Origin of the sequence: Acetobacter nitrogenifigens DSM 23921 = NBRC 105050 (genome assembly GCF_000429165.1) — a bacterium.
Taxonomy (GTDB): domain Bacteria; phylum Pseudomonadota; class Alphaproteobacteria; order Acetobacterales; family Acetobacteraceae; genus Acetobacter; species Acetobacter nitrogenifigens.
Window position 1 is genome coordinate 169,043 of record NZ_AUBI01000001.1, and the last position, 19,135, is coordinate 188,177.

A 19,135-nucleotide genomic window follows, 5' to 3' on the forward strand; every position below is an offset into this window, starting at 1 on the left:
TCCGTCAGTTTATATATTGGACATGACGACCATAGCGCTTCCGTCCACCTGCCACTCGTTGGCTGCCCTCAATCATACACCGATGGCGTCACGAAAGGTAAAAAGGCTGTTTCTGGCCTCTGCGGCCCTCTTCCTGGCATGCCCGCTATCTGCCGCTTGGGCAGGCGAGTTTCACGTCGTGGACGGGCGCGCCGAAGCAGAAATCTCCGAAGAGTCGCGCCTCTACGTCGATGGAGCGCTTGTCGCCACCTTCGTCATTGACGCAGACCACCCGAACGTATCCGCGAAGGTGACTACGCCGGCAGGCCGCACGGAGCATAGTTATGCGTTATGCGGCGAAATCACCATCAGACGCCCTGACGGAAAAACGGAGACCCACGCAGTCGACAGCGTGGGTCATCTTCATAACCCGGACGGCCGCGTATTCGAAGCACTGGGCGCCAACGACTTCACGGATTTCTATCTGGCGGACCCAAATGATCCTGATGCAGCGGACCACACCCGCGGCAAGGCCAATGCATGTTCGGTAGCGACAAGCTAATTCGATTCCCGGACTGTCATACGCGTGTCACGTATCGCACCAAAAGCATCACCAAAAAACGGTCGACAGCCTTTGAAGCGAGACCTCAGGCCCCCGCTCACGCGCGCCTGAGCATCACCGCCACACTCATTTTGATCAAAGTTGAGCTCGCATTCGTTTCTTCGCCTGCCGCCACGCGGCTCCTCGCGGCCTGTGGAGCAGGAGCCGCTACGGCGCCCAATGGCGTCCCGCGCACCTGCCGCGTCTCGGTGAGAAGGTCGCCAAAATCGAGCTTATGGATCGCCCAATTCATACCGTCTCCACTCAACACCGTTGCCTCGTGAACTGCTTTCTCAAGCAATTTCTTGCGCAAGGAACTTTCTGCAGCCTGAACCACGTCATTCGGTATCGAGGCGTCGACTCTGGGGTGAGCCAATGTGAGCCCGGGACGAGAGACCTGCTCGGCCCGTTCCTTCAGGCCGTAATTTTCAGATTCGTGAACTCGCACCGTCGCGGTAACAGTAGCGGTCTCATTTCCCGTAGCCTGTGTCTCCCTTCGGGCTTGAGACAGGCGCCAGTCGTCCGTAGCGATAAACGCCTTTACGACTTCGAGCATTGCGAGTCGTAAGTCCGCCTCGCTCGTGTCAGCGCCTTTAAGAGCGTGAACATCGACTGTAATTTTTACCGTGTCATGCTTGATTGCTTGCTCGTCGGCCAGAGAAAACGTCAGCGTGTCGACTGGCGGGATAAGTGAAAGATCAACTTTCGTCATTACATTCTCCAGACAGCGTCATACGGAAATAGTTGGGCGACGTTCTGACCCTGCTCTACCATACAGGGCAGGGAATACAGTCGAAGATTGCGCTGTGTTTTCCGGTATCAAACCGACTGAAGCGACTGTGTATACGGCTGCGAGCGTTAAAACGCGACGCCCGTAATGCTTTACACGCCTCCTGTGTCGCGTCGTCTGCGCGGATGCTGCTTCTGGCCGCGCTTAACCGCATGCGCCATGTCCGGACGCTTGCCGAACGGACTACCTGATATGGCTCCTCTCGAGCTTTGAGGACCGATCTGCTCCGGAGGATCGCCCGCTCCACGAAGACTCTGACGACGAACCTCCCCGCCCCACTTCGGCAGTCCGTCACATGCGATCAGGACTCCGCATGCGAGACCGACACGATGACCGAATAAAGATAATCCACACGACAGTTTGATTCGGTGCCCCCGCTCGTTCGAATCCTGAACTCAGACCGGCTTATTTTGACTCACAACGCCGTCGCTGCTTCCTAATTCGAAAAAACCTTTATCCAACGTCCAAATTCCAATATAGAAGGACGCTTGGCTACTCCGCTGCGACGATACGGTCCCGCCCCCCTCGCTTTGCCCTGTAAAGAGCGCGGTCCGCTCGCCCGATCAAGGCATTCACGGTATCGCCCGGTGCACGCACCGCGACCCCAATACTGCAGGTCACGATAATGCGCTCCGGTTCAAGCATGACCGGTTCCTTCAAGACCTTATGCAGCGCATCAACGTCCGCCGCCACAGATTCTGCATCTCCCGCCGTCGACGAGAAAACAAGAATCAACTCTTCTCCGCCGTAACGCCCCGCGAACACGCCCGGGCGTATCTGATGCCTTAGCCTCTCTCCATATTCACGAAGAACACAATCACCCCCCTGATGCCCGTATGAATCATTTATCGATTTAAAATGATCGAGGTCGATCAGAACGACCGCCAATACCCCGTCGGAACCGGAACCGCTCGCCAAATAATCGAATTCTTCAAGAACGGCGCGACGGTTGAGCAATCCCGTAAGAGAGTCGATACGGGATTGACGGATCAATTGCTCCTGTACCTCCTCCATGATGCGAGTTCTGTCACGAACCAGTTTTTCCAGATTTTTCTGCCGGGCGAGAAATGCCCGACGACACACGGCGCCAATCCCGACAAGGGCCAAAGCGCCCAGCCCCCAGCTCCACACCCACACATTCGACGAAGGCGGCGCTCTCCCTCCACGTCGCGCGAGTATGCTTGCGGGAGTCGCGGCGCGGCCGCCCGACACATCGAGCGCCTGAACGTCAAATGCGACCCGCGACCCGTCAAAATCCGGATATTCAACGTCCTGCCTGCTCGTTTCCCGGATAGCGTCGTCGAGCGCGCTCAGGCGATAACGATAGCGCAAATGGCGTTGCCCGACGAATGTCGGAGCCACGAAAGCCAGACGCAAGCGGTGATCATGATCGTCCCACCCGCGCCCCGCTCTGGTCAGATCAACCTGCCCCAGCTCCGCCGAAACGATACGCGTGTGCAACGATGGCTGCGGCGCAAGACTGCCCGTAACCCGGAGCATAGAGAACCCCTGATCCGTCGCCACCCAGATATCGCCGCTGTCGTCCTCACTCACGCCATGAACGGAAATCTGGTTCGACACCAACCCGCTTTCGGTATCGAAATGCCTCCGCCCGGAAGGCGTCAGCACATCAAGACCATCGCCTCCGATCCATATCCAGCCGCGGCTATCCCGAAAAAGAGCCGCCCCTCCCGATTGAGCCGAGCGTGATTGAGAAAAACCCGCCACACCAGGCCCTGCATCGTCTGACAAAGTGAGCTTGCGCAGATCGCCATGCTCTCCCGCGATCCATATCTCGTTCGACATCGTGACCGTCATGGTGCGCGCCGCGCCTATGCCGAGTTCCACGATATCCACTTTTGGAGCAAAGCGGCGTTCACCGCTCAGACGTTGAAAAAGCACGGTATCCGTGAGCGCGAGCACATTGCCGTATTGGTCGAATTCTATCGCGTTGACTTTTCTGCCCTGCAAAGCAATGGGGGCCGGCACATGCTCAGGCGGAGAAGAGGGATCGTCGATCCTTGCCAAACCGTCTGTCGTGCCGATCCAAAGCCTCCCGGCGGAATCAAGCGCAGTTGTGCCGGTGAGCTTCGCCGCCGTTGGAAACTTTGTAACGCGCCCGGTTGCTGGTTCGATGCGCGCGAGGCCCACCTTTTCCAGCGTCGCCCAAATAGCGCCATCGCCTGTGCGCGTGAGCGACGTCGCGTGCAGGTCGAACCTGGCCGGCGCCTTACTTTCGTCCACGCGCCCATCCCGCGCCGCGTAACGGAGCAGACCGTTTCTGCTCGCAACCCAGATTTCGCCTTCGCTATCACGTCGAACGACTGAGACAGGCTCCGCCGGAAAACCCTCTTCAGCGCCATAGTCATGCCAAAAAGAAAAACCTGCGACCCGGATCGCTCCCTGATTTAACCCACCAAACCACAGGCCGCCCTCCCGGTCCGCAAACGCTGACGTAACCACAGGCCGTTGCAAATCCTTGCGCCACGACATTTCGCTCCAACGCCCATCCGGGGCTCTCACGATCAGTGACTTCCCGCCGGGTGTGACAATCGATCCACCGGGCGCGTCCACGAGAAAAAGTCGATGCGATCGGTCGTTAAAAAATTGAGGCGGAGGTGGAATTTTTTCAACCAGCGCGTGGCCTTCGGCATTCAACCGCAGGAACTTACTTATGCTCCGAGCGAATACGCCGCCATCCGGCGCACCCGCGAAAGCCGTCCATGCGTCCGGCGGCACACCAGCCAAAACTCCAAAGACAGTGATGGAGCCGTCACGATAACGACAGATCTCATCGCCGCATCCAATCCACAGCGCGTCTCCGTCAACAAAAATTCCATGAAGAGATCGCGACGAAAGCACGTCGCCACCAGCCGTCACGCCAGTTGAAATCGTCCCGGACAGACTCTCCACTTCCGGGGCCAGCCCCCTCGGGCGCACCAGCCAGAGTCCGCCGCCTTTCACGGCGCCCGCGCCAGCCAGAACCACGAAACCACGTTGAAAAGCCAATATCTGTGGTGGCAGTGGCCCCGACAGCGCGCTTGCTGGAAGTCCCGCCGATACGACCCTGCCGTACTCTCGCACCAGAAAGTCCGACGCCCCGGCTATCATCAAGGTCCCATCGTTCGCTGCGGCGATCGCCCTTACCGCGCCAAACGAATCCCCTTGCGGGGTCGCAACTCGTGTGAACGCTCCGCCGGAGCTGACATAAAGGCCTGTGCGGTCGCCAGCATACATGAAGCCGTCGCCGTCTTGAGCGAAGGCCTCTCCCGAGCCTGCCGCAGCTCCCGGCAGGCCATCGAACATACGAAAAGTTTGCGCCCAGACTGACGAAATCTGACAAACCAGCATCGTCAAAATGAAAAACACGGGAAAACAGCCGACAGCCCGATACGTCGTGCGCGGCTCACGACGCCCGATGTGGCGGAACCCCCCGAAAGAATCATGAAACGCGGTGGTGACGCGACGCCATGCGGACAACGAGACTGCCTCTTTACAGATCCAGTCTCAATTTTAGCGAGCTACCCTTATCGGTCAGTTAAGCTGCCCGGTTCCTACAGTCCCTCGGCGACGAGCAGCGCAGCCTGCTCCTCCTGTGTCAGCGCGTCGACAATGTCGTCGATCTCGCCGAGCATGATCCGGTCGATCTTGTGCAGCGTAAGGCCGATCCGGTGATCCGTGACGCGCCCCTGCGGAAAGTTATAGGTCCGTATCCGCTCCGACCGGTCGCCTGTCCCGACCTGCGACCGCCGGTCAGCCGCACGCGTAGCGTGCAGGTCAGCGCGCTGCTGCTCATACAGCCGCGCCCGCAGGATCTTCATCGCCTTGGCGCGGTTCTTGTGCTGGCTCTTCTCCTCCTGCATCGCCACGACGACGCCCGAAGGAATGTGGGTGATACGCACCGCGCTCTCGGTCTTGTTGACGTGCTGCCCACCAGCGCCGGACGCGCGATACACGTCGATGCGCAGGTCGCTCTCGTCGATCTGCACGTCGACTTCCTCAGCTTCCGGCAGAACGGCCACCGTGACGGTGGATGTGTGAATCCGTCCCTGACTTTCGGTCGCGGGCACACGCTGCACCCTGTGCACGCCCGATTCATATTTCAACCGCGCGAAAACGCCCCGCCCGGTGATCGTCGCGATCCCTTCCCTAAGACCGCCAAGCTCACTCTCGTCATATTCCATGACCTCAAAGCGCCAGCCGCGCAGATCGGCATAACGCCGGTAAAGCCCGAACAATTCCGCCGCGAACAACCCCGCCTCGTCGCCTCCGGCGGCGGGTCTGATTTCCAGAATCGCACTGCGATCGTCCGCAGCATCGCGCGGCAACATGGCCAGACGCACTTCCTGGCGCAGAGTCTCAATCCGATCCTTGAGATCGTGAAACTCGGCTTCCGCCAGCGCCTTCATTTCCGGATCGGCCATGAGCATTTCGGCGTCGCGCGCCTCGCCCTGTGCCTCACGCAGCGCGCTGACCCGAGAAACCAGCGGCTCCAGTTCCGCATATTCTCGCGACGCGCTGGTGAAGCCGTCTCCAGTCACGCCACTGGCGAGCAGCGCCTCAAGTTCCTCGGCCCGGGCGACGATGCGGTCGAGCCGATCGTCGAGACTCACGCGCCCTCCCCGGCTGACAGGCCAGGCGGCAGAATAGCGCCGAGATATTCACGCACGGTCGCCCGCAACGGAGCCTCGCCCAGCGTCTCGATCAGACGATCGACCGATATCTCGCTCTGTTCGCCAGACGAGAGATCTCGCAGTTGAACGACGCCTTTCGCGACCTCGGCCTCCCCAAGGATCACGACATGCGAAGCGCCGACCCGGTTCGCACGCTCCATGCGTTTCTTGAGATTGCCCCGATAGGCCATCTCGCTCCGCAGCCCCGCATAACGCAGACGCGTCAGCACGCCGATTGCGGGCGCCTCCGCCGCATCGCCCACAGGAATCACGACGACAGGCGCTTCTTTCTCGGGCGCGTTCTCGAGCAGCATGGCCAGACGTTCTACCCCGCCCGCCCAGCCGATGGCGGGCGTCTGCGGGCCGCCCATTTCGGCGACCAACCCTTCATAGCGGCCGCCCGCCAGCACCGTGCCCTGAGCGCCAAGCCGCGTCGTCACGAATTCGAACGCGGTGTGGCTGTAATAATCGAGGCCCCGCACGATGCGCGGATTTTCGACGAACGGCACGCCAAACGCCTGCAGCGCCGTCCGAAGCCCGTCCCAGAAGCGTCGGGAATGATCGTTCAGATAATCGGCGAGCATCGGCGCATCAGGAAGAAGCGCCCGATCCTCCGGGGCCTTGCTGTCCAGAATACGCAAGGGATTACGATCGAGACGATCCTGACTGTCCTGCGACAATCTGTCGCGAAAGTCGGAGAAATAGTCGATCAGCGCCTTGCGCCAGGCGGCGCGGCTCTCAGGATCGCCCAGCGTGTTAAGCTCCAGCGTCACGTCGTCCGCAATGCCCAGGGCGCCGAGAACGTCTCGCCCCATGGCGATCGCCTCAGCGTCCGCCACAGGCTCGGCAGGGCCGATCAACTCGGCGCCGATCTGGTGGAACTGCCGATAACGCCCCTTCTGCGGCCGCTCGTAGCGGAACATCGGGCCGGTATAGAACACCTTCTGCGGCAAGGATTGCGTAAGACCGTTCGTAACCAGCGCGCGACAGATAGCCGCCGTGCCTTCGGGACGAAGCGTCAGGGACTCTCCGCCCCGGTCGGGAAAGGTGTACATCTCTTTCGAGACGACATCCGACGTATCGCCAAGAGATCGAGCGAATACGGCCGTTTCCTCAAAGATCGGCGTCGACCATTCCTCGAACCCGTAGAGCCCCGTGACGGTCCGGGCGGTGTCGACAACATGCGCGTGGCGGCGCTGCTCCTCGCCGATGAGGTCATGGGTTCCACGGACGGGCTGAACGGCGCTCACTGGCGGGTCTCCGAAAGAGACGCCCCGCCCGCCGCGTTGTCGCGACCGACGGGGCGATGCAGGCTTTTGATATAGCCCCTCTCCATCCGGAGAGGGAATTTCAGACTTATTTCACGGTCTCAAGGTCCGGAAGCGCAGGCTCGACGCCTTCCGCCTTTTCCTTGGCGGCCTCGGCCTCGATCAACGCGACGCGCTGCTCGACCAGATCGACGACGTGATCGATCATCGAGCCTGAAGGCACAGTGTGATCCTGCTTGCCCGCCGAATAGACCATATGGCGACCGGAACCGCCGCCGGTGACGCCCAGATCGGTCATCAGCGCCTCGCCCGGCCCGTTCACGACGCAACCGATGATCGAAAGCGTCAACGGCGTCTTGATGTGCGCGAGGCGATCTTCAAGCGTCTGGACCGTCTGGATCACGTTGAACCCCTGACGCGCACAGGACGGGCAGGAAATGATCTTCACGCCGCGGTGACGCAGGCCGAGCGACTTCAGAATGTCCCACCCGACCAGCACTTCTTCTTCCGGCTCGGCCGAAAGGGAGACGCGCATGGTGTCGCCCACGCCAGCCCACAGCAGGTTGCCAAGGCCGATCGAGGATTTCACCGTGCCCGCGCGGCGGCTGCCAGCCTCGGTGATGCCGATATGCAGCGGATGGTCGCAGGCTTCCGCCAGTTGCTGATAAGCGGCGACGGCGAGGAACACGTCCGACGCCTTCACGCTGATCTTGAACTCGTGGAAATCGTGGTCCTGCAGGATTTTGGCGTGCTCCAGTGCGCTCTCGACCAGCGCGTCGGGGTTCGGCTCGCCGTATTTTTCCAGCAGATGCTTCTCCAGCGAACCGGCGTTGACGCCGATACGGATCGAACAGTTGTGATCCTTCGCCGCGTTCACGACCTCACGCACGCGCTCGGCGCTGCCGATATTGCCCGGGTTGATGCGCAGGCAGGCCGCGCCAGCCTTCGCAGCCTCGATGGCGCGCTTGTAGTGGAAGTGGATGTCCGCGACGATCGGCACGTTCACTTCGTGCACGATCTCCGCGAGCGCCGCCGTGCTTTCCTCGTCCGGGCACGAAACGCGGACGATATCAACGCCCGCCAGTTCGGCGCGACGGATTTGTTCGATTGTCGCCTTGGCGTCGCTGGTCAGGGTGTTCGTCATCGTCTGTATAGAGATCGGCGCGTCGCCGCCGACGGCGACCTTGCCGACGTGAATCTGACGCGACTTGCGGCGCTCGATATACTGATAGGGCCGATAGCCACTCATCGTTCAATCCTCCTGTCGAGGTGAAGGCCGGAGCCATAATCCGTTAAGAAGGCCGTCGAGGCTCCGAATCCGACAATCCGGCTCTTCCTGCCAAATTTGGCGCATGATGGCCATAGAGCAAGCGCCGAACACCCATGCGGGCCTTCATAAAATGTCCTGCCGACTGTCATAAGGCATCGTCAGCGCGTGTCATCACGCCGGTCAGGGACGATTCGCATCTCCACCAGCCGCCGCAGGCGCCGCCACCGTTCCGCGAAGCTGCATCGCGTTCAGTTCGTCCGCCGTCGGTTCCCGTCGTGCGGGCGGCTTTGGGGCCGACCGCCGAACCGGAGCGACCTGAATCGATGGATTTTGCCCGCCGTCCGAGTTCACCGACGAAGCTGCAACCGCCCCCCCCTCAGAGAGCGGGGGAGCCGCCCCGCCCGAAGTCGACGGGGCCAGCTGTGCAGGCGTCTGGCGAGCAGCAGCAGCGCCGGACGCCGGGAGCCCCGTGCCTACGCTCGCCTCTGGAGAAGCCGCCGCCGTTTCGCGAATTGCGTCGGATGACAGGACGATATTACGACGAACGGACCCGTTGCGACCAAGAGGCGGCGTCACGAGATCGCCAAGCGCCAACGCCACTCCGCCCGCATTGCCCGCCGTAAACGTGAACGGGCCGCCATCGGCGGGAGCGGACCATACGTCGCCAGACTGCATCACATGGTCATAGACCACTTTTCCGGCCCCATCGCGGACCTGCACCCAACTGGCCGCCGAGGCCCGGATGCTCGGCGTGGAGAGAGCCGGAGCCGTCTCCGGGACGCCCGGAGCGGCTGCCTCAGAAGCGCCCTGGGCAGATGTAACAGCCGTGTCAGGAGGAACGACAGATGGAGGGGCTGCACCCTGCGGGGCGTCGACTCGCCCATCCGGAGCAGCGGCATTCTCCTGTTGCGCAACCGGAGCAAGAACGGCCACGTGAGGCTGTCTGTCGGGAGGAAGAGGCGAAGGGCCGGACCGGGGCATCACAGAGGCAATCTGCGGCGACGGCGACGGACCGTGCGCCATGCCGGGCAGCACGCTCGCAACCGGAGGCACCCGCTCGAGAGCGGTCGGCTCATGTCCGACCATGACATACCACCCAACATAGGCAGCCACTATCACCGCAATGCCAGCGAACACGATCGCCCCCGCCGGGACGCTGCGCTCGGGCGCGGGCACAGGAAACGCGAGTTCCGGCTTACGCTCTACGCCCTTCGCATCGCGTTTGAAGCGAGCGACGACCTGCTCCGGCGAGAATCCCATAGCGCTTGCGTAAGTGCGCAGGAAACCGAGAGCGTAGGCGTTTCCGGGCAGCGCGTTCGCCTGCCCGCTCTCCAAAGCTTCGAGATAAGACAGACGAATACGCAACCACGCTGCGACGTCAGGAAGCGCCCAGCCTAGCTGCTCGCGGCGGAGACGCAACGCAGGCCCGACGCCCACGGCCGCCACGTCAGGAAGCGGCGGCGGTTGCGGCGCAGATTCAGCGCCGTCGACGAGCGACGCGTCAGGCAACGTCTCCCCGACGCGCTGCCCGGCCGTCATCTTCTCGCGATCCGCAGCCTCCACCACACTCATTCAGTGCTCCCGCCCGCTGCTCCGACGCATCAGCGACGTCACGGCCTGATCGATGAGGTCGGCAATGATCTCCGCCACAGGCTGGACTGATCGCACCATGCCCACCGATTGTCCCGCCATCACCGATCCGGTCTCGACGTCACCATCCACGACGGCGCGACGCAAGGCCCCGGCCCAGAAATGTTCGATTTCCAGCTGGGCCTCTTCCTTGTTGAACTCACCCGCCTGAAAACGGCGCAGCGTTTCCGCCTGATGATCGAGGAAGCGCTGCGTTCCCTCGTTCACCAGACCACGAACAGGAATAACAGGAAAGCGCGGATCCAGTTGCACCGTCGTCATCGCGTCGCGCGCCGACGCGCGAATGAACGCCGCCTTGAAACGCTCGTGCGCAATGCTCTCGGAAGAGGCCGCAAATCGCGTCCCGAGCTGCGCGCCGGAGGCTCCCTGCTCAAGAAAACCGACAATGGCGTCGCCGCGCGCAATGCCGCCGGCGACAAAGACCGGCACGTCCGAAATATGCGGGAGAATCTCCTGCGCCAGCACGGTCAGGGAGACCGGACCGACATGCCCGCCAGCTTCAGCGCCTTCGATCACAAGAGCGTCGACTCCCATGCGAATCAAACGCTTCGCCAGCACCAGGGCAGGAGAGAACGCGATAACCTGCGCTCCTCCGTCTTTCGCCGCACGAATCGCAGCCCCGGGAGGAATGCCGCCAGCCAGAACGATATGCCCCACCTTGGCCCGCAGACACACCTGAACCAGCTCGTCGAGTTGCGGATGCATGGTGATCAGGTTCACGCCGAACGGCTTCGTCGTCAGAGCCTGCGTTGCGGCGATCTCGGCCTCCAGCTGCGCCGGGTTCATCGCGCCACAGGCGATCACGCCGAAGCCGCCTGCGTTGGAAATCGCAGAGACCAGATTGCGCTCGCTGACCCACGACATCGCGCCGCCAAGGATGGCGTAATCGACCCCGAGGAACCGCGCGCCGCGCGACCACAGCCGGTCGAGCTCCGCCCGCGCGACGGCGCGCCTTTGCGCGTCGTCCGCCGCCTCGACAGTATTCGCGCTCATGGCGGGCTCAGGCTGCGTCAAGGCCGTACGCCGTATGCAGTGCGCGGATGGCGAGTTCGGCGTATTCGGCTGCAATCAGCACGGACACCTTGATTTCGCTCGTCGAGATAACCTGAATATTGATCGCGCGATCCGATAGCGTGCGGAACATCGTGTTCGCGATGCCCGCATGCGAGCGCATGCCCACGCCGACCACGCTGACCTTGACCACAGCGTCGTCAGTCAGCAGTTCGCCATACTGGATTTCGTCATGGGCGGCCTCCATCAGCGCGATAGCGCGACCGAGATCCGATTTGCTGGTCGTGAACGTCATGTTGGTCATGCCGTCCTCGCCCGTGCTCTGGACGATCATATCGACGTTGATGTTGGCTTCAGACAACGGACCGAAAATCGCAGCGGCTATGCCCGGCCTGTCCGGAATGCGCCGCATCGACACCTTGGCCTCATCGCGTGAATACGCGATGCCCGTGACAAGTTCCTGTTCCACGATTTCGTCCTCATCCACCACCAGCGAGCCCGGCGTTTCGCCATCCGCAGTCGCCGCGCCGTCGGCGAAACTGGACAGCACCTGCACCCGAACCCGTTCTTTCATCGCCAGTTCGACGCTGCGGGTCTGAAGCACTTTGGCTCCGACCGACGCCAGTTCCAGCATTTCTTCATACGTAATTTTATCGAGCTTGCGCGCCTTCGCAACGATCCGGGGATCGGTCGTGTAAATGCCGTCCACGTCCGTATAGATATCGCAACGATCGGCGTTAACCGCGGCGGCGATCGCAACGGCGGACGTGTCAGACCCGCCACGCCCCAAGGTCGTGACGCGCCAGTCTGGACCGATGCCCTGGAAGCCGGCGATCACAGGCACCTGACCGGCCCGCATGCCGGAAATCAGCGCGTCTCCGTCAATCGTCGCGATGCGCGCCCTGCCATGCGCATCGTCAGTGCGGAGCGGAATCTGCCAGCCATGCCATGACCGCGCATCGACGCCCAACGTCTGCAGGGCGATCGCCAGAAGGCCGCTCGTCACCTGCTCGCCTGTGGCGACGACGGCGTCGTATTCGCGGGCGTCGTGAAGCGGCGACAAAGCCTGACAGTAGCCGACCAGCTGGTTGGTGACGCCCGCCATCGCAGAGACGACCACGGCGACCTCGCGCCCCGCCTCAACTTCCGCGCGAACACGCTCGGCGACGGCGCGTATCCGGTCGAGATCGGCCACGGACGTGCCGCCGAACTTCATGACGATCCGGGGTGCTTTACGCTCCATAATAACGCCTGCTCCGTGCCCGCCGCTTGCGCGGCGATATCCGCCCGCGTCCCGGTCCGGGACTTCCGGCGCCGGAGCGAAGACGGCTGTCTGCTGTTGTCCGATACGACCGCCGTATCCCTGCCGCCGTCTTCACAACCGGTTGCGGCCGGAGGCTGAACGCACCTATGTGGGTGGATTCATTCCCGGCGCGGCGGCCATTGCGAAGGCGTGCAAGCGGCGTCACATAAACCCCGGCTGAACTTCCGTCCAGCCGCGACCGCAGAAGAAAAGGCGCTGTTCAATGCATCCTGCCCAAGAAGCACTCGCGCCGGAGGCCGGTCGCCATGGAATGCACGACGACGATGCGCAGGTTACGGGCGCATCGGTCTCTCCAGAGGAAATCGCTCGCTTCGCCGCAATCGCGCGGGAGTGGTGGGACCCGCGCGGCCCAATGAGGCCGCTCCACGCCATGAACCCCCTGCGGATCGGCTGGATCGACAGACGACTGCCTCAACGCGCCCGGAAGCAGGGGCGTCTGCGCGTTCTCGACCTCGGCTGCGGCGCTGGGCTGGCGAGCGAGGCCCTGGCTCGCGCCGGGCATGACGTTCTGGGTCTCGACGCGGCGAGCGAAGGCGTAGCAGCCGCCCGGCGTCACCTCGAAGAAAATCCGTTGCCGCCCGGCTCAGGCTCCCTCGCCTACCGGGTCGGCAGCGCGGAGACGCTGGTTGAGGAAGGGGCTGCGTTCGACGCCGTCGTGGGGCTCGAGATCATTGAGCATGTGACCGACCCGGCCGCATTCGTGGCGATGCTCGCCCGCCTGACCGCGCCGCAGGGACGCGTGTTCGTCTCCACCATGAACCGGACGCCACGCTCCTTCGCGTTTGCAAAGATCGGCGCGGAATACGTCATGCGGCTGTTGCCGATCGGCACCCATGACTGGAAGAAGTTCGTCACGCCGTCGGAACTGGGCGCTTATGGCAGACGCGCAGGGCTGCAACTGGAGGCGATGGCGGGAATGACGCCGGACCTTCTTGGAAACCACTGGCGCGAGAGCCGTGATCTTGGGGTCAACTACATCGCTTCGTTTCTGAAATCCTGACTGGAATACCGTTTTATTCCCGCCCGCCACGCTGTGCGGACGGGCGGCGCCTCGTTACAGTGGTGGTATGCGATACGTGTTTCAGGAAGCGGAGATCGATATTCCCGGCGAGTTCCGGGATAACAGCGTCAATGTAATTGTCGTAACGCTGGAGGACGGCTCATCGCTTTCGATCACCATCAACCGTCGCCCCTCCGGGCCGGACGACACGATCGAGCGGTTGATGGAGGCGGACCTCGAGTTCGCCCATGGCGAAGACGACGGGTTTGAGCGTCTGTGGACGCGCCCGCACACAGTCGATGGCCGAACGGCGGCGATTGCCGCGCTTCGCCTCCATAGCGGAGACGGAGCGGCCGAGCAGAGAGTCGTTTACATCAAGGCGGAAGCAACCCTGCTCAAACTCACGGCTACAGTCTCGAACGCCTTTACACAGCAACAACTTGCTGCATTGAACACAATCGCATCCAGTTTTCGCTTTACCGCCGCAAGTTAAGACTTCACTGTGGGGCCTGCGTCTCATAAACTATACAAACCCCGCACTCCTCGCCCTCAGGAGCACGCGATGCCCGCGCCACGTCCCGCCGCCCGCATACTCGACGAACATGTCTGCCCAATGTGCGACGGTCCCGTCCCTCATGTCGGAGGGCCGATTCTGCCGACCGGTTCGCCCAACGTTCTGATCGGAGGGATGCCTGCCGCACGCGTTAGTGACCGATGCTTCTGCGTCGGCGCGCCTGATGTGATCATCGAAGGCGCTCCAACGGTGCTCATCAACGGCCTGCCCGCCGCTCGCATGCTGGATATGACGGCGCATGGCGGCCGTATTGTGACCGGATGCCCGACCGTCCTGATCGGCGACAGCGCCAGTTTTGGCGCAAGTGGCCCGCCGTCCTTCTGCGTCCCCTGCGCGATCGCAGCGGCAAAGGCTGGAACGCCGTTCTATAAACCGAGCAACACAGCCAAAAGTGGAGGCTGAACTCTTTTCGAAAACACATGCAGGTCGATCAACGACAAGGTTTGGCTTACCAATACCCGTCCATCAGCAGAGGGAAGTTGTTTAGTGCATGCGCATTTGCGAGAATACGCCCGGCTAACGGACAAAATTCGATAAACGAAGATGCCCATTCATGTGCTGCTTTACTAACTGATTGAAGGCTACGCATTGCGCGGGCCACGCACTCCATGACCAAGAATCATTACAGAAAAGCCCAGAGCTGTATTTTTGAAATTCCAAATATACTTAGCGTATAACGACAATTTTTTGATCATTCCCAGAAATATCTTACAGTGAGCCGCCAAGCAACAAGTTATAGCCTTGTGCGCAACCAGCAACCCCAAACGGCAATGCAGTTTAGCGCGCCATCTGTTTTTCTCCGACGGCGTCAAGGACGCCTCGCGATTGATTACATCCGCGGGAAAATAAAAACGATCTTGAAACATAACAAATAACAAGGCAATATTGTTACCCTAGGATGTCTGCATTAACCATAAGGCCTGACTACGGTCAATTATGAAAGGCGCTCAATTTCCCTTCGAGCCCTCCATTAAAATCACTCAAAGAAAGCGAACTGAGTAAATATTCATGAAATTTAAAAAAATTAAATGGATATATTTCTCTTTTTCAATATTCAGCATTGCGCCTGCCGCCGCTGCGCCAGACACAACCGTCACTGTGTACGGTCTGTCTCCGAAAATCGTGCTTCATGAAATCCGGAAAATGGCGTCGGGCCAATGGGACGCCCAACTGCCCCGATGGGATTCGGCGTTCTGTCCAGGGGTTCTGGGGCTGGAAGAGCCCTTTCAGGGAATAGTTCTCAAGCATCTGGACAGGGCCGCCCGCGCAGTCATCCCCGAATTGCCAGCTACCTGCAAGACGAAAAACGCGTTCATCATCTTCAGTGAAAATGGTAGCGCCATGTTTGACGCGATCGACAAGGGCGTGCCCACGCTAGGCGATGGTTACGATTCAAGCCATGTCAGCAAGCAGGATTTCGAGCCGCCGGATCGTCGTATAGTCGCGCAACTGCGGCAGGATCGCCCCGTGCGCTGGTATCGCAGCACCAGCCTGCAGTATTCCAATGGCGCCTGGGGAGACGCCTCGGCCCAGTCGGCGAAGTTTGACAACAAGGGGACTCTGCTCCGCACGACGTTTTCGATCGTGATCGTCGATCAGAATCTGGCGGCCGGCGCATCCTGGGGGCAACTCGCCGATTATGTGGCGTTCGTCGTGCTCGCCACGCCGGCGCTTGGCGAAAATTTCAACCAGAACTCGATCATGAGCCTGTACGACGAAGGACGTTTCCAATCGAAAGCCCCTTCGCTTATGACACCGCTCGACGACGCCGTACTCCGCGCCCTGTATGCCGCCGATCCGGCGCAGGATGCACATGCCGAACAGACTCAGATCGCTGCGTCGGTCAGCAATGACGTCATGCACAAGGCCCGTGCAACACATTAGACGAAATTGGTCTTTGGGCTCGCGTTAAGTGACGCAGGGGAAATATTGCCAGGCGCCAGCACCTTACAGCACGAAACTCCATCGTTTTGATTTTCTTCGGTGATCGCTCCCCCACTCGACAAATCAAGCAGCTACAAAACGGAACGCCCTGGCTTCATGGACGGGCGAGGGCCGCCGACACCATGCTGACCAGCGCGCGCAAGGCAACCTATGGTCGTTCTGATGACCTGCCCCCAGCCTGCCCCCATTCCATCACGCGGCGAACCGGCCCATAGTCCGGCCGCTCGCAGGTCGCAGCGCCCTGTGACGCGCCATAAATCATATGGCCCGCGGGTGGACGCCTCCCCCGGGCCGCGCAGAAGGAGCCGCCGCATGTCCCTCGGACGTTTTCCCCTGACCCGCCTTCGCCGCAACCGCCATGACCGGTTCACGCGTCGGCTCGTGGCGGAGAACGCCCTGTCGGTGGACGACCTGATCTGGCCGATCTTCGTGATGGAAGGTGAAGGCGCAGTCACCGACGTCGTCTCCATGCCGGGCGTGCAGCGGGTCACGCTCGATCGGCTCGCGGCACACGTCGAAGAGGCCGTGAAACTGGACATTCCAGCGCTGGCGCTGTTTCCGATCACGCCGACGGAATTGCGGGATGAACATGGAACGGAAGCGCTCAACCCAGACAATCTGATGTGCCGCGCGGCGCGGCTGCTGAAGAAAGAATTTCCTCATGTAGGGCTGATCGGCGACGTCGCGCTCGACCCCTACACCAGCCACGGCCATGACGGGCTGATTCGCAACGGCTATGTCGTCAACGACGACTCTGTCGCGATCCTTGCCCGTCAGGCCACCAATCAGGCTGCTGCGGGCATAGACATCATCGCTCCTTCCGACATGATGGATGGTCGCATCGAGGCCATCCGTCGCGATCTCGACGAACATGGACTGATCGACACGCGAATCATGTCCTACGCCGCCAAATACGCCAGCGCCTTCTACGGCCCGTTCCGCGATGCGCTCGGCTCTGGCGGCCTGTTGAAGGGCGACAAAAAGACCTACCAGATGGATCCGGCCAACTCCGACGAGGCGTTGCGGGAAGTGGCGGCTGACCTTGCCGAAGGCGCGGACATGGTCATGGTCAAGCCGGGGATGCCGTATCTCGACATCATCCGCCGCGTTCACGAACGTTTCTCCGTTCCGACCTTCGCCTATCAGGTCTCCGGCGAATACGCGATGCTGATGGCGGCCATCGTTAATGGCTGGCTGGATCGGGAGCGTGCGGTGATGGAAAGCCTTCTGGCGTTCAAACGCGCTGGCGCCAACGGCGTACTGACGTATTTCGCCGTTGAGGCCGCCGAATATCTGCGACGGGGGTGATGCGCCCCCAACCGGGAGTCGTATCATTGGCATTGAAACCCGAGGCCCGTTATCCCACTATTGTACAGCAGAAGGCCCTCGCAGGTCGCCAGCGTTCATAAAATCCGGGGGAAGCGTCGATCATGACCTATTCATCGCGCCATCCCCAATTTTTCTACACGACCGCGCCCCTGCCCTGCCCCTATCTCCCCAACAGGATGGAGCGTAAGGTCGTTACGGATCTTTCCGGACCCGACGCCGAAGCTTTACACGACAGGCTTTCCCGCGCGGGTTTCCGCCGAAGCCACACTATCGCCTATGCGCCGGTCTGCCACGGTTGCAACGCCTGCGTGCCGATCCGCATCGTCGTTCCTCAATTTCAGCCGGACCGGACGCAGCGCCGCATCATGCGGGCGAACGCCGCCATCGACGGCTTCGATGTGCCGCCGCATGGAACGCCGGAGCAGTTCACACTTTTTCGTCGATATCAGATGGCGCGCCACGCCGATGGCGACATGGCCTCCATGAGCTTTAACGACTACCGCGCCATGATCGAAGACACACCCATCAACAGTTTTCTTATCGAATTCCGGTCCGAAGAGGATCAACTGATCGCCGTCAGCCTCGTGGACGCGCTTATCGACGGATTTTCAGCGGTCTACAGTTTCTTCGACCCGGATCTCGCCAACCGTTCCCTGGGCGGCTTCGCCATCATGTGGCTGATAGAGAAAGCCCGCGCGCGCGGGTTGCCGTATGTCTATCTTGGCTACTGGATCGCGGAGAGCCGCAAGATGTCCTACAAGTCGCGTTTCCATCCTGCGGAGATTCTAACGCGCGGATTGTGGCGCGAACTCCCTCCGACATCCGCGACTCCCTGAAATTTATCTCGAATTTATGCGCTTTCCACCGGCAACCACGCCACGGCCGTATGGCGTATGGCGTATGGCGTATGGCGTATGGCGTATGTTCCAGTGCCGCGCGACGCTGCCTCTCCCCATCCAAAAAGATACGAAAGCCGTAACTCCCCGTAAAAAGGCGGCCGGAGCGCAATGCCAGTAGAATTTGGACTTTACGCAGCCACATGACAAACCCGTTCCAATGACCATTTTGCGCATAGACGAGATCAAAGCCTCGCCTTGGAAAAACGGAGGCGGCGTCACCCGCGAGATCGCCGTTGCCCGCGACGACGACGAACGCGTCCTGTGGCGTCTCAGCGTCGCAGACATTGCGCGAGACGGCCCTTTCTCGTCATTCGAGCGAACGGACAGAAGCATGGCGCTTCTGAACGGATCAGGTTTGGATCTCGCATTTTCCGATTCTGGAAACACTCTATCCCTGGATCGCTGCGGGGCCATACTGCGCTACCCCGGCGCGCCGGGACCATTGGCGCGGCTTCGCGCCGGCCCATGCCGCGCAGTCAATTTCATGAACTCGGCGGGTGCAGCGCCGATGGCGTTGACGGCGTTTCGCGAGCCGGAATTGCGTCACACCAGCCCGTTTATATTGATCCCCGTCGAGGGAGTGTGGCTCATCAACAACGGACAAGCGCTCCTCCCGGGAAGCGTATTCATAAGCCGAGGCGGCGGCGTGAGCGCTGCCGCGCCGAACGGCGATACCCTCGCCTATCTTCTGGCCCAGACGGACCACGAGGCGGACTGACTGACGTCGCGCAACGCATCGCGTGACGGCCGCCGACTATATCCATAACGTATATTTAATTCGACTAAACTGATTGGCCGGGCCGAAAGGCGCGGTTTGAAGCGC

16 protein-coding genes are annotated in these 19,135 nt (G+C 61.2%); 8 read left to right on the top strand and 8 right to left on the bottom strand.

The window, feature by feature from the left end:
- Positions 1–178: 178 nt before the first annotated feature.
- A complete protein-coding gene (locus tag G442_RS0100800) occupies positions 179–541 on the top strand; it encodes a hypothetical protein (protein WP_246789279.1) in 363 nt (120 codons plus the stop codon).
- Positions 542–638: 97 nt separating this feature from the next.
- On the opposite strand, the gene G442_RS0100805 is transcribed toward G442_RS0100800, so the two are convergent.
- The 8 genes from G442_RS0100805 to G442_RS0100845 form a co-directional block, all read right to left on the bottom strand.
- Positions 639–1,292 (bottom strand): hypothetical protein, encoded by a 654-nt coding sequence (locus G442_RS0100805; protein ID WP_026396455.1) that lies wholly within the window; start codon positions 1,290–1,292, stop codon positions 639–641.
- A gap of 570 nt (positions 1,293–1,862) precedes the next feature.
- Positions 1,863–4,850 (bottom strand): ligand-binding sensor domain-containing diguanylate cyclase, encoded by a 2,988-nt coding sequence (locus G442_RS0100810; RefSeq protein ID WP_026396456.1) that lies wholly within the window; start codon positions 4,848–4,850, stop codon positions 1,863–1,865.
- 74 nt (positions 4,851–4,924) lie between these two features.
- The gene (gene prfA / locus G442_RS0100815) at positions 4,925–5,983 is read right to left on the bottom strand and encodes a peptide chain release factor 1 (RefSeq protein WP_026396457.1); all 1,059 of its coding nucleotides are present in this window, start codon (positions 5,981–5,983) and stop codon (positions 4,925–4,927) included.
- On the bottom strand, positions 5,980–7,293 hold the full coding sequence (gene hisS / locus G442_RS20220; protein WP_084440276.1) for a histidine--tRNA ligase: 1,314 nt from the start codon (positions 7,291–7,293) through the stop codon (positions 5,980–5,982). The genes prfA and hisS overlap by 4 nt, the downstream gene beginning before the upstream one ends.
- Positions 7,294–7,399: 106 nt before the next feature.
- Positions 7,400–8,560 carry a flavodoxin-dependent (E)-4-hydroxy-3-methylbut-2-enyl-diphosphate synthase gene (ispG, locus tag G442_RS0100830; protein ID WP_026396458.1) on the bottom strand — a complete coding sequence of 387 codons (1,161 nt, stop codon included), beginning with the start codon at positions 8,558–8,560 and terminating at the stop codon, positions 7,400–7,402.
- Between the two features lie 201 nt (positions 8,561–8,761).
- The gene (locus tag G442_RS20225; RefSeq protein ID WP_051291772.1) at positions 8,762–10,153 is read right to left on the bottom strand and encodes a helix-turn-helix domain-containing protein; all 1,392 of its coding nucleotides are present in this window, start codon (positions 10,151–10,153) and stop codon (positions 8,762–8,764) included.
- Positions 10,154–11,224, bottom strand: a complete 1,071-nt coding sequence (locus G442_RS0100840) for an NAD(P)H-dependent flavin oxidoreductase (protein ID WP_026396459.1) — start codon at positions 11,222–11,224, stop codon at positions 10,154–10,156.
- A gap of 7 nt (positions 11,225–11,231) precedes the next feature.
- A complete protein-coding gene (locus tag G442_RS0100845) occupies positions 11,232–12,485 on the bottom strand; it encodes an aspartate kinase (RefSeq protein WP_026396460.1) in 1,254 nt (417 codons plus the stop codon).
- A gap of 331 nt (positions 12,486–12,816) precedes the next feature.
- Between G442_RS0100845 and ubiG the strand changes: the two genes are divergently transcribed.
- From ubiG to G442_RS20240, 7 genes are all read left to right on the top strand, one after another.
- Positions 12,817–13,566, top strand: coding sequence for a bifunctional 2-polyprenyl-6-hydroxyphenol methylase/3-demethylubiquinol 3-O-methyltransferase UbiG (gene ubiG / locus G442_RS0100850; protein WP_026396461.1), 750 nt, complete (start codon positions 12,817–12,819; stop codon positions 13,564–13,566).
- A 67-nt stretch (positions 13,567–13,633) separates the two neighbouring features.
- Positions 13,634–14,059: a DcrB-related protein gene (locus G442_RS0100855; RefSeq protein ID WP_026396462.1), complete on the top strand. Its 426-nt coding sequence runs from the start codon at positions 13,634–13,636 to the stop codon at positions 14,057–14,059.
- 69 nt (positions 14,060–14,128) lie between these two features.
- On the top strand, positions 14,129–14,542 hold the full coding sequence (locus G442_RS20230) for a PAAR domain-containing protein (protein WP_084440277.1): 414 nt from the start codon (positions 14,129–14,131) through the stop codon (positions 14,540–14,542).
- A 741-nt stretch (positions 14,543–15,283) separates the two neighbouring features.
- Entirely contained in the window at positions 15,284–16,024 is a 741-nt protein-coding gene (locus G442_RS0100865; RefSeq protein ID WP_146882065.1) for a hypothetical protein, read from the top strand.
- A 372-nt stretch (positions 16,025–16,396) separates the two neighbouring features.
- Positions 16,397–17,392, top strand: coding sequence for a porphobilinogen synthase (gene hemB / locus G442_RS0100875; protein ID WP_026396465.1), 996 nt, complete (start codon positions 16,397–16,399; stop codon positions 17,390–17,392).
- A 122-nt stretch (positions 17,393–17,514) separates the two neighbouring features.
- Positions 17,515–18,249, top strand: a complete 735-nt coding sequence (locus G442_RS20235) for an arginyltransferase (protein ID WP_035375992.1) — start codon at positions 17,515–17,517, stop codon at positions 18,247–18,249.
- 220 nt (positions 18,250–18,469) lie between these two features.
- Complete coding sequence (locus tag G442_RS20240; RefSeq protein WP_051291773.1) at positions 18,470–19,030, top strand: HutD/Ves family protein; 561 nt, start codon at positions 18,470–18,472, stop codon at positions 19,028–19,030.
- The last annotated feature ends 105 nt before the right edge of the window (positions 19,031–19,135 follow it).

What these genes read in the sequence shown, in the direction of transcription:
- G442_RS0100805 (WP_026396455.1), bottom strand. Translation starts at nt 1,292, where the DNA reads ATGACGAAAGTTGATCTTTCACTTATCCCGCCAGTCGACACGCTGACG.
- ispG (WP_026396458.1), bottom strand. Translation starts at nt 8,560, where the DNA reads ATGAGTGGCTATCGGCCCTATCAGTATATCGAGCGCCGCAAGTCGCGT.
- G442_RS20225 (WP_051291772.1), bottom strand. Translation starts at nt 10,153, where the DNA reads ATGAGTGTGGTGGAGGCTGCGGATCGCGAGAAGATGACGGCCGGGCAG.
- G442_RS0100840 (WP_026396459.1), bottom strand. Translation starts at nt 11,224, where the DNA reads ATGAGCGCGAATACTGTCGAGGCGGCGGACGACGCGCAAAGGCGCGCC.
- G442_RS0100845 (WP_026396460.1), bottom strand. Translation starts at nt 12,485, where the DNA reads ATGGAGCGTAAAGCACCCCGGATCGTCATGAAGTTCGGCGGCACGTCC.
- ubiG (WP_026396461.1), top strand. Translation starts at nt 12,817, where the DNA reads ATGCACGACGACGATGCGCAGGTTACGGGCGCATCGGTCTCTCCAGAG.
- G442_RS0100855 (WP_026396462.1), top strand. Translation starts at nt 13,634, where the DNA reads ATGCGATACGTGTTTCAGGAAGCGGAGATCGATATTCCCGGCGAGTTC.
- G442_RS20230 (WP_084440277.1), top strand. Translation starts at nt 14,129, where the DNA reads ATGCCCGCGCCACGTCCCGCCGCCCGCATACTCGACGAACATGTCTGC.
- G442_RS0100865 (WP_146882065.1), top strand. Translation starts at nt 15,284, where the DNA reads ATGGCGTCGGGCCAATGGGACGCCCAACTGCCCCGATGGGATTCGGCG.
- hemB (WP_026396465.1), top strand. Translation starts at nt 16,397, where the DNA reads ATGTCCCTCGGACGTTTTCCCCTGACCCGCCTTCGCCGCAACCGCCAT.
- G442_RS20235 (WP_035375992.1), top strand. Translation starts at nt 17,515, where the DNA reads ATGACCTATTCATCGCGCCATCCCCAATTTTTCTACACGACCGCGCCC.
- G442_RS20240 (WP_051291773.1), top strand. Translation starts at nt 18,470, where the DNA reads ATGACCATTTTGCGCATAGACGAGATCAAAGCCTCGCCTTGGAAAAAC.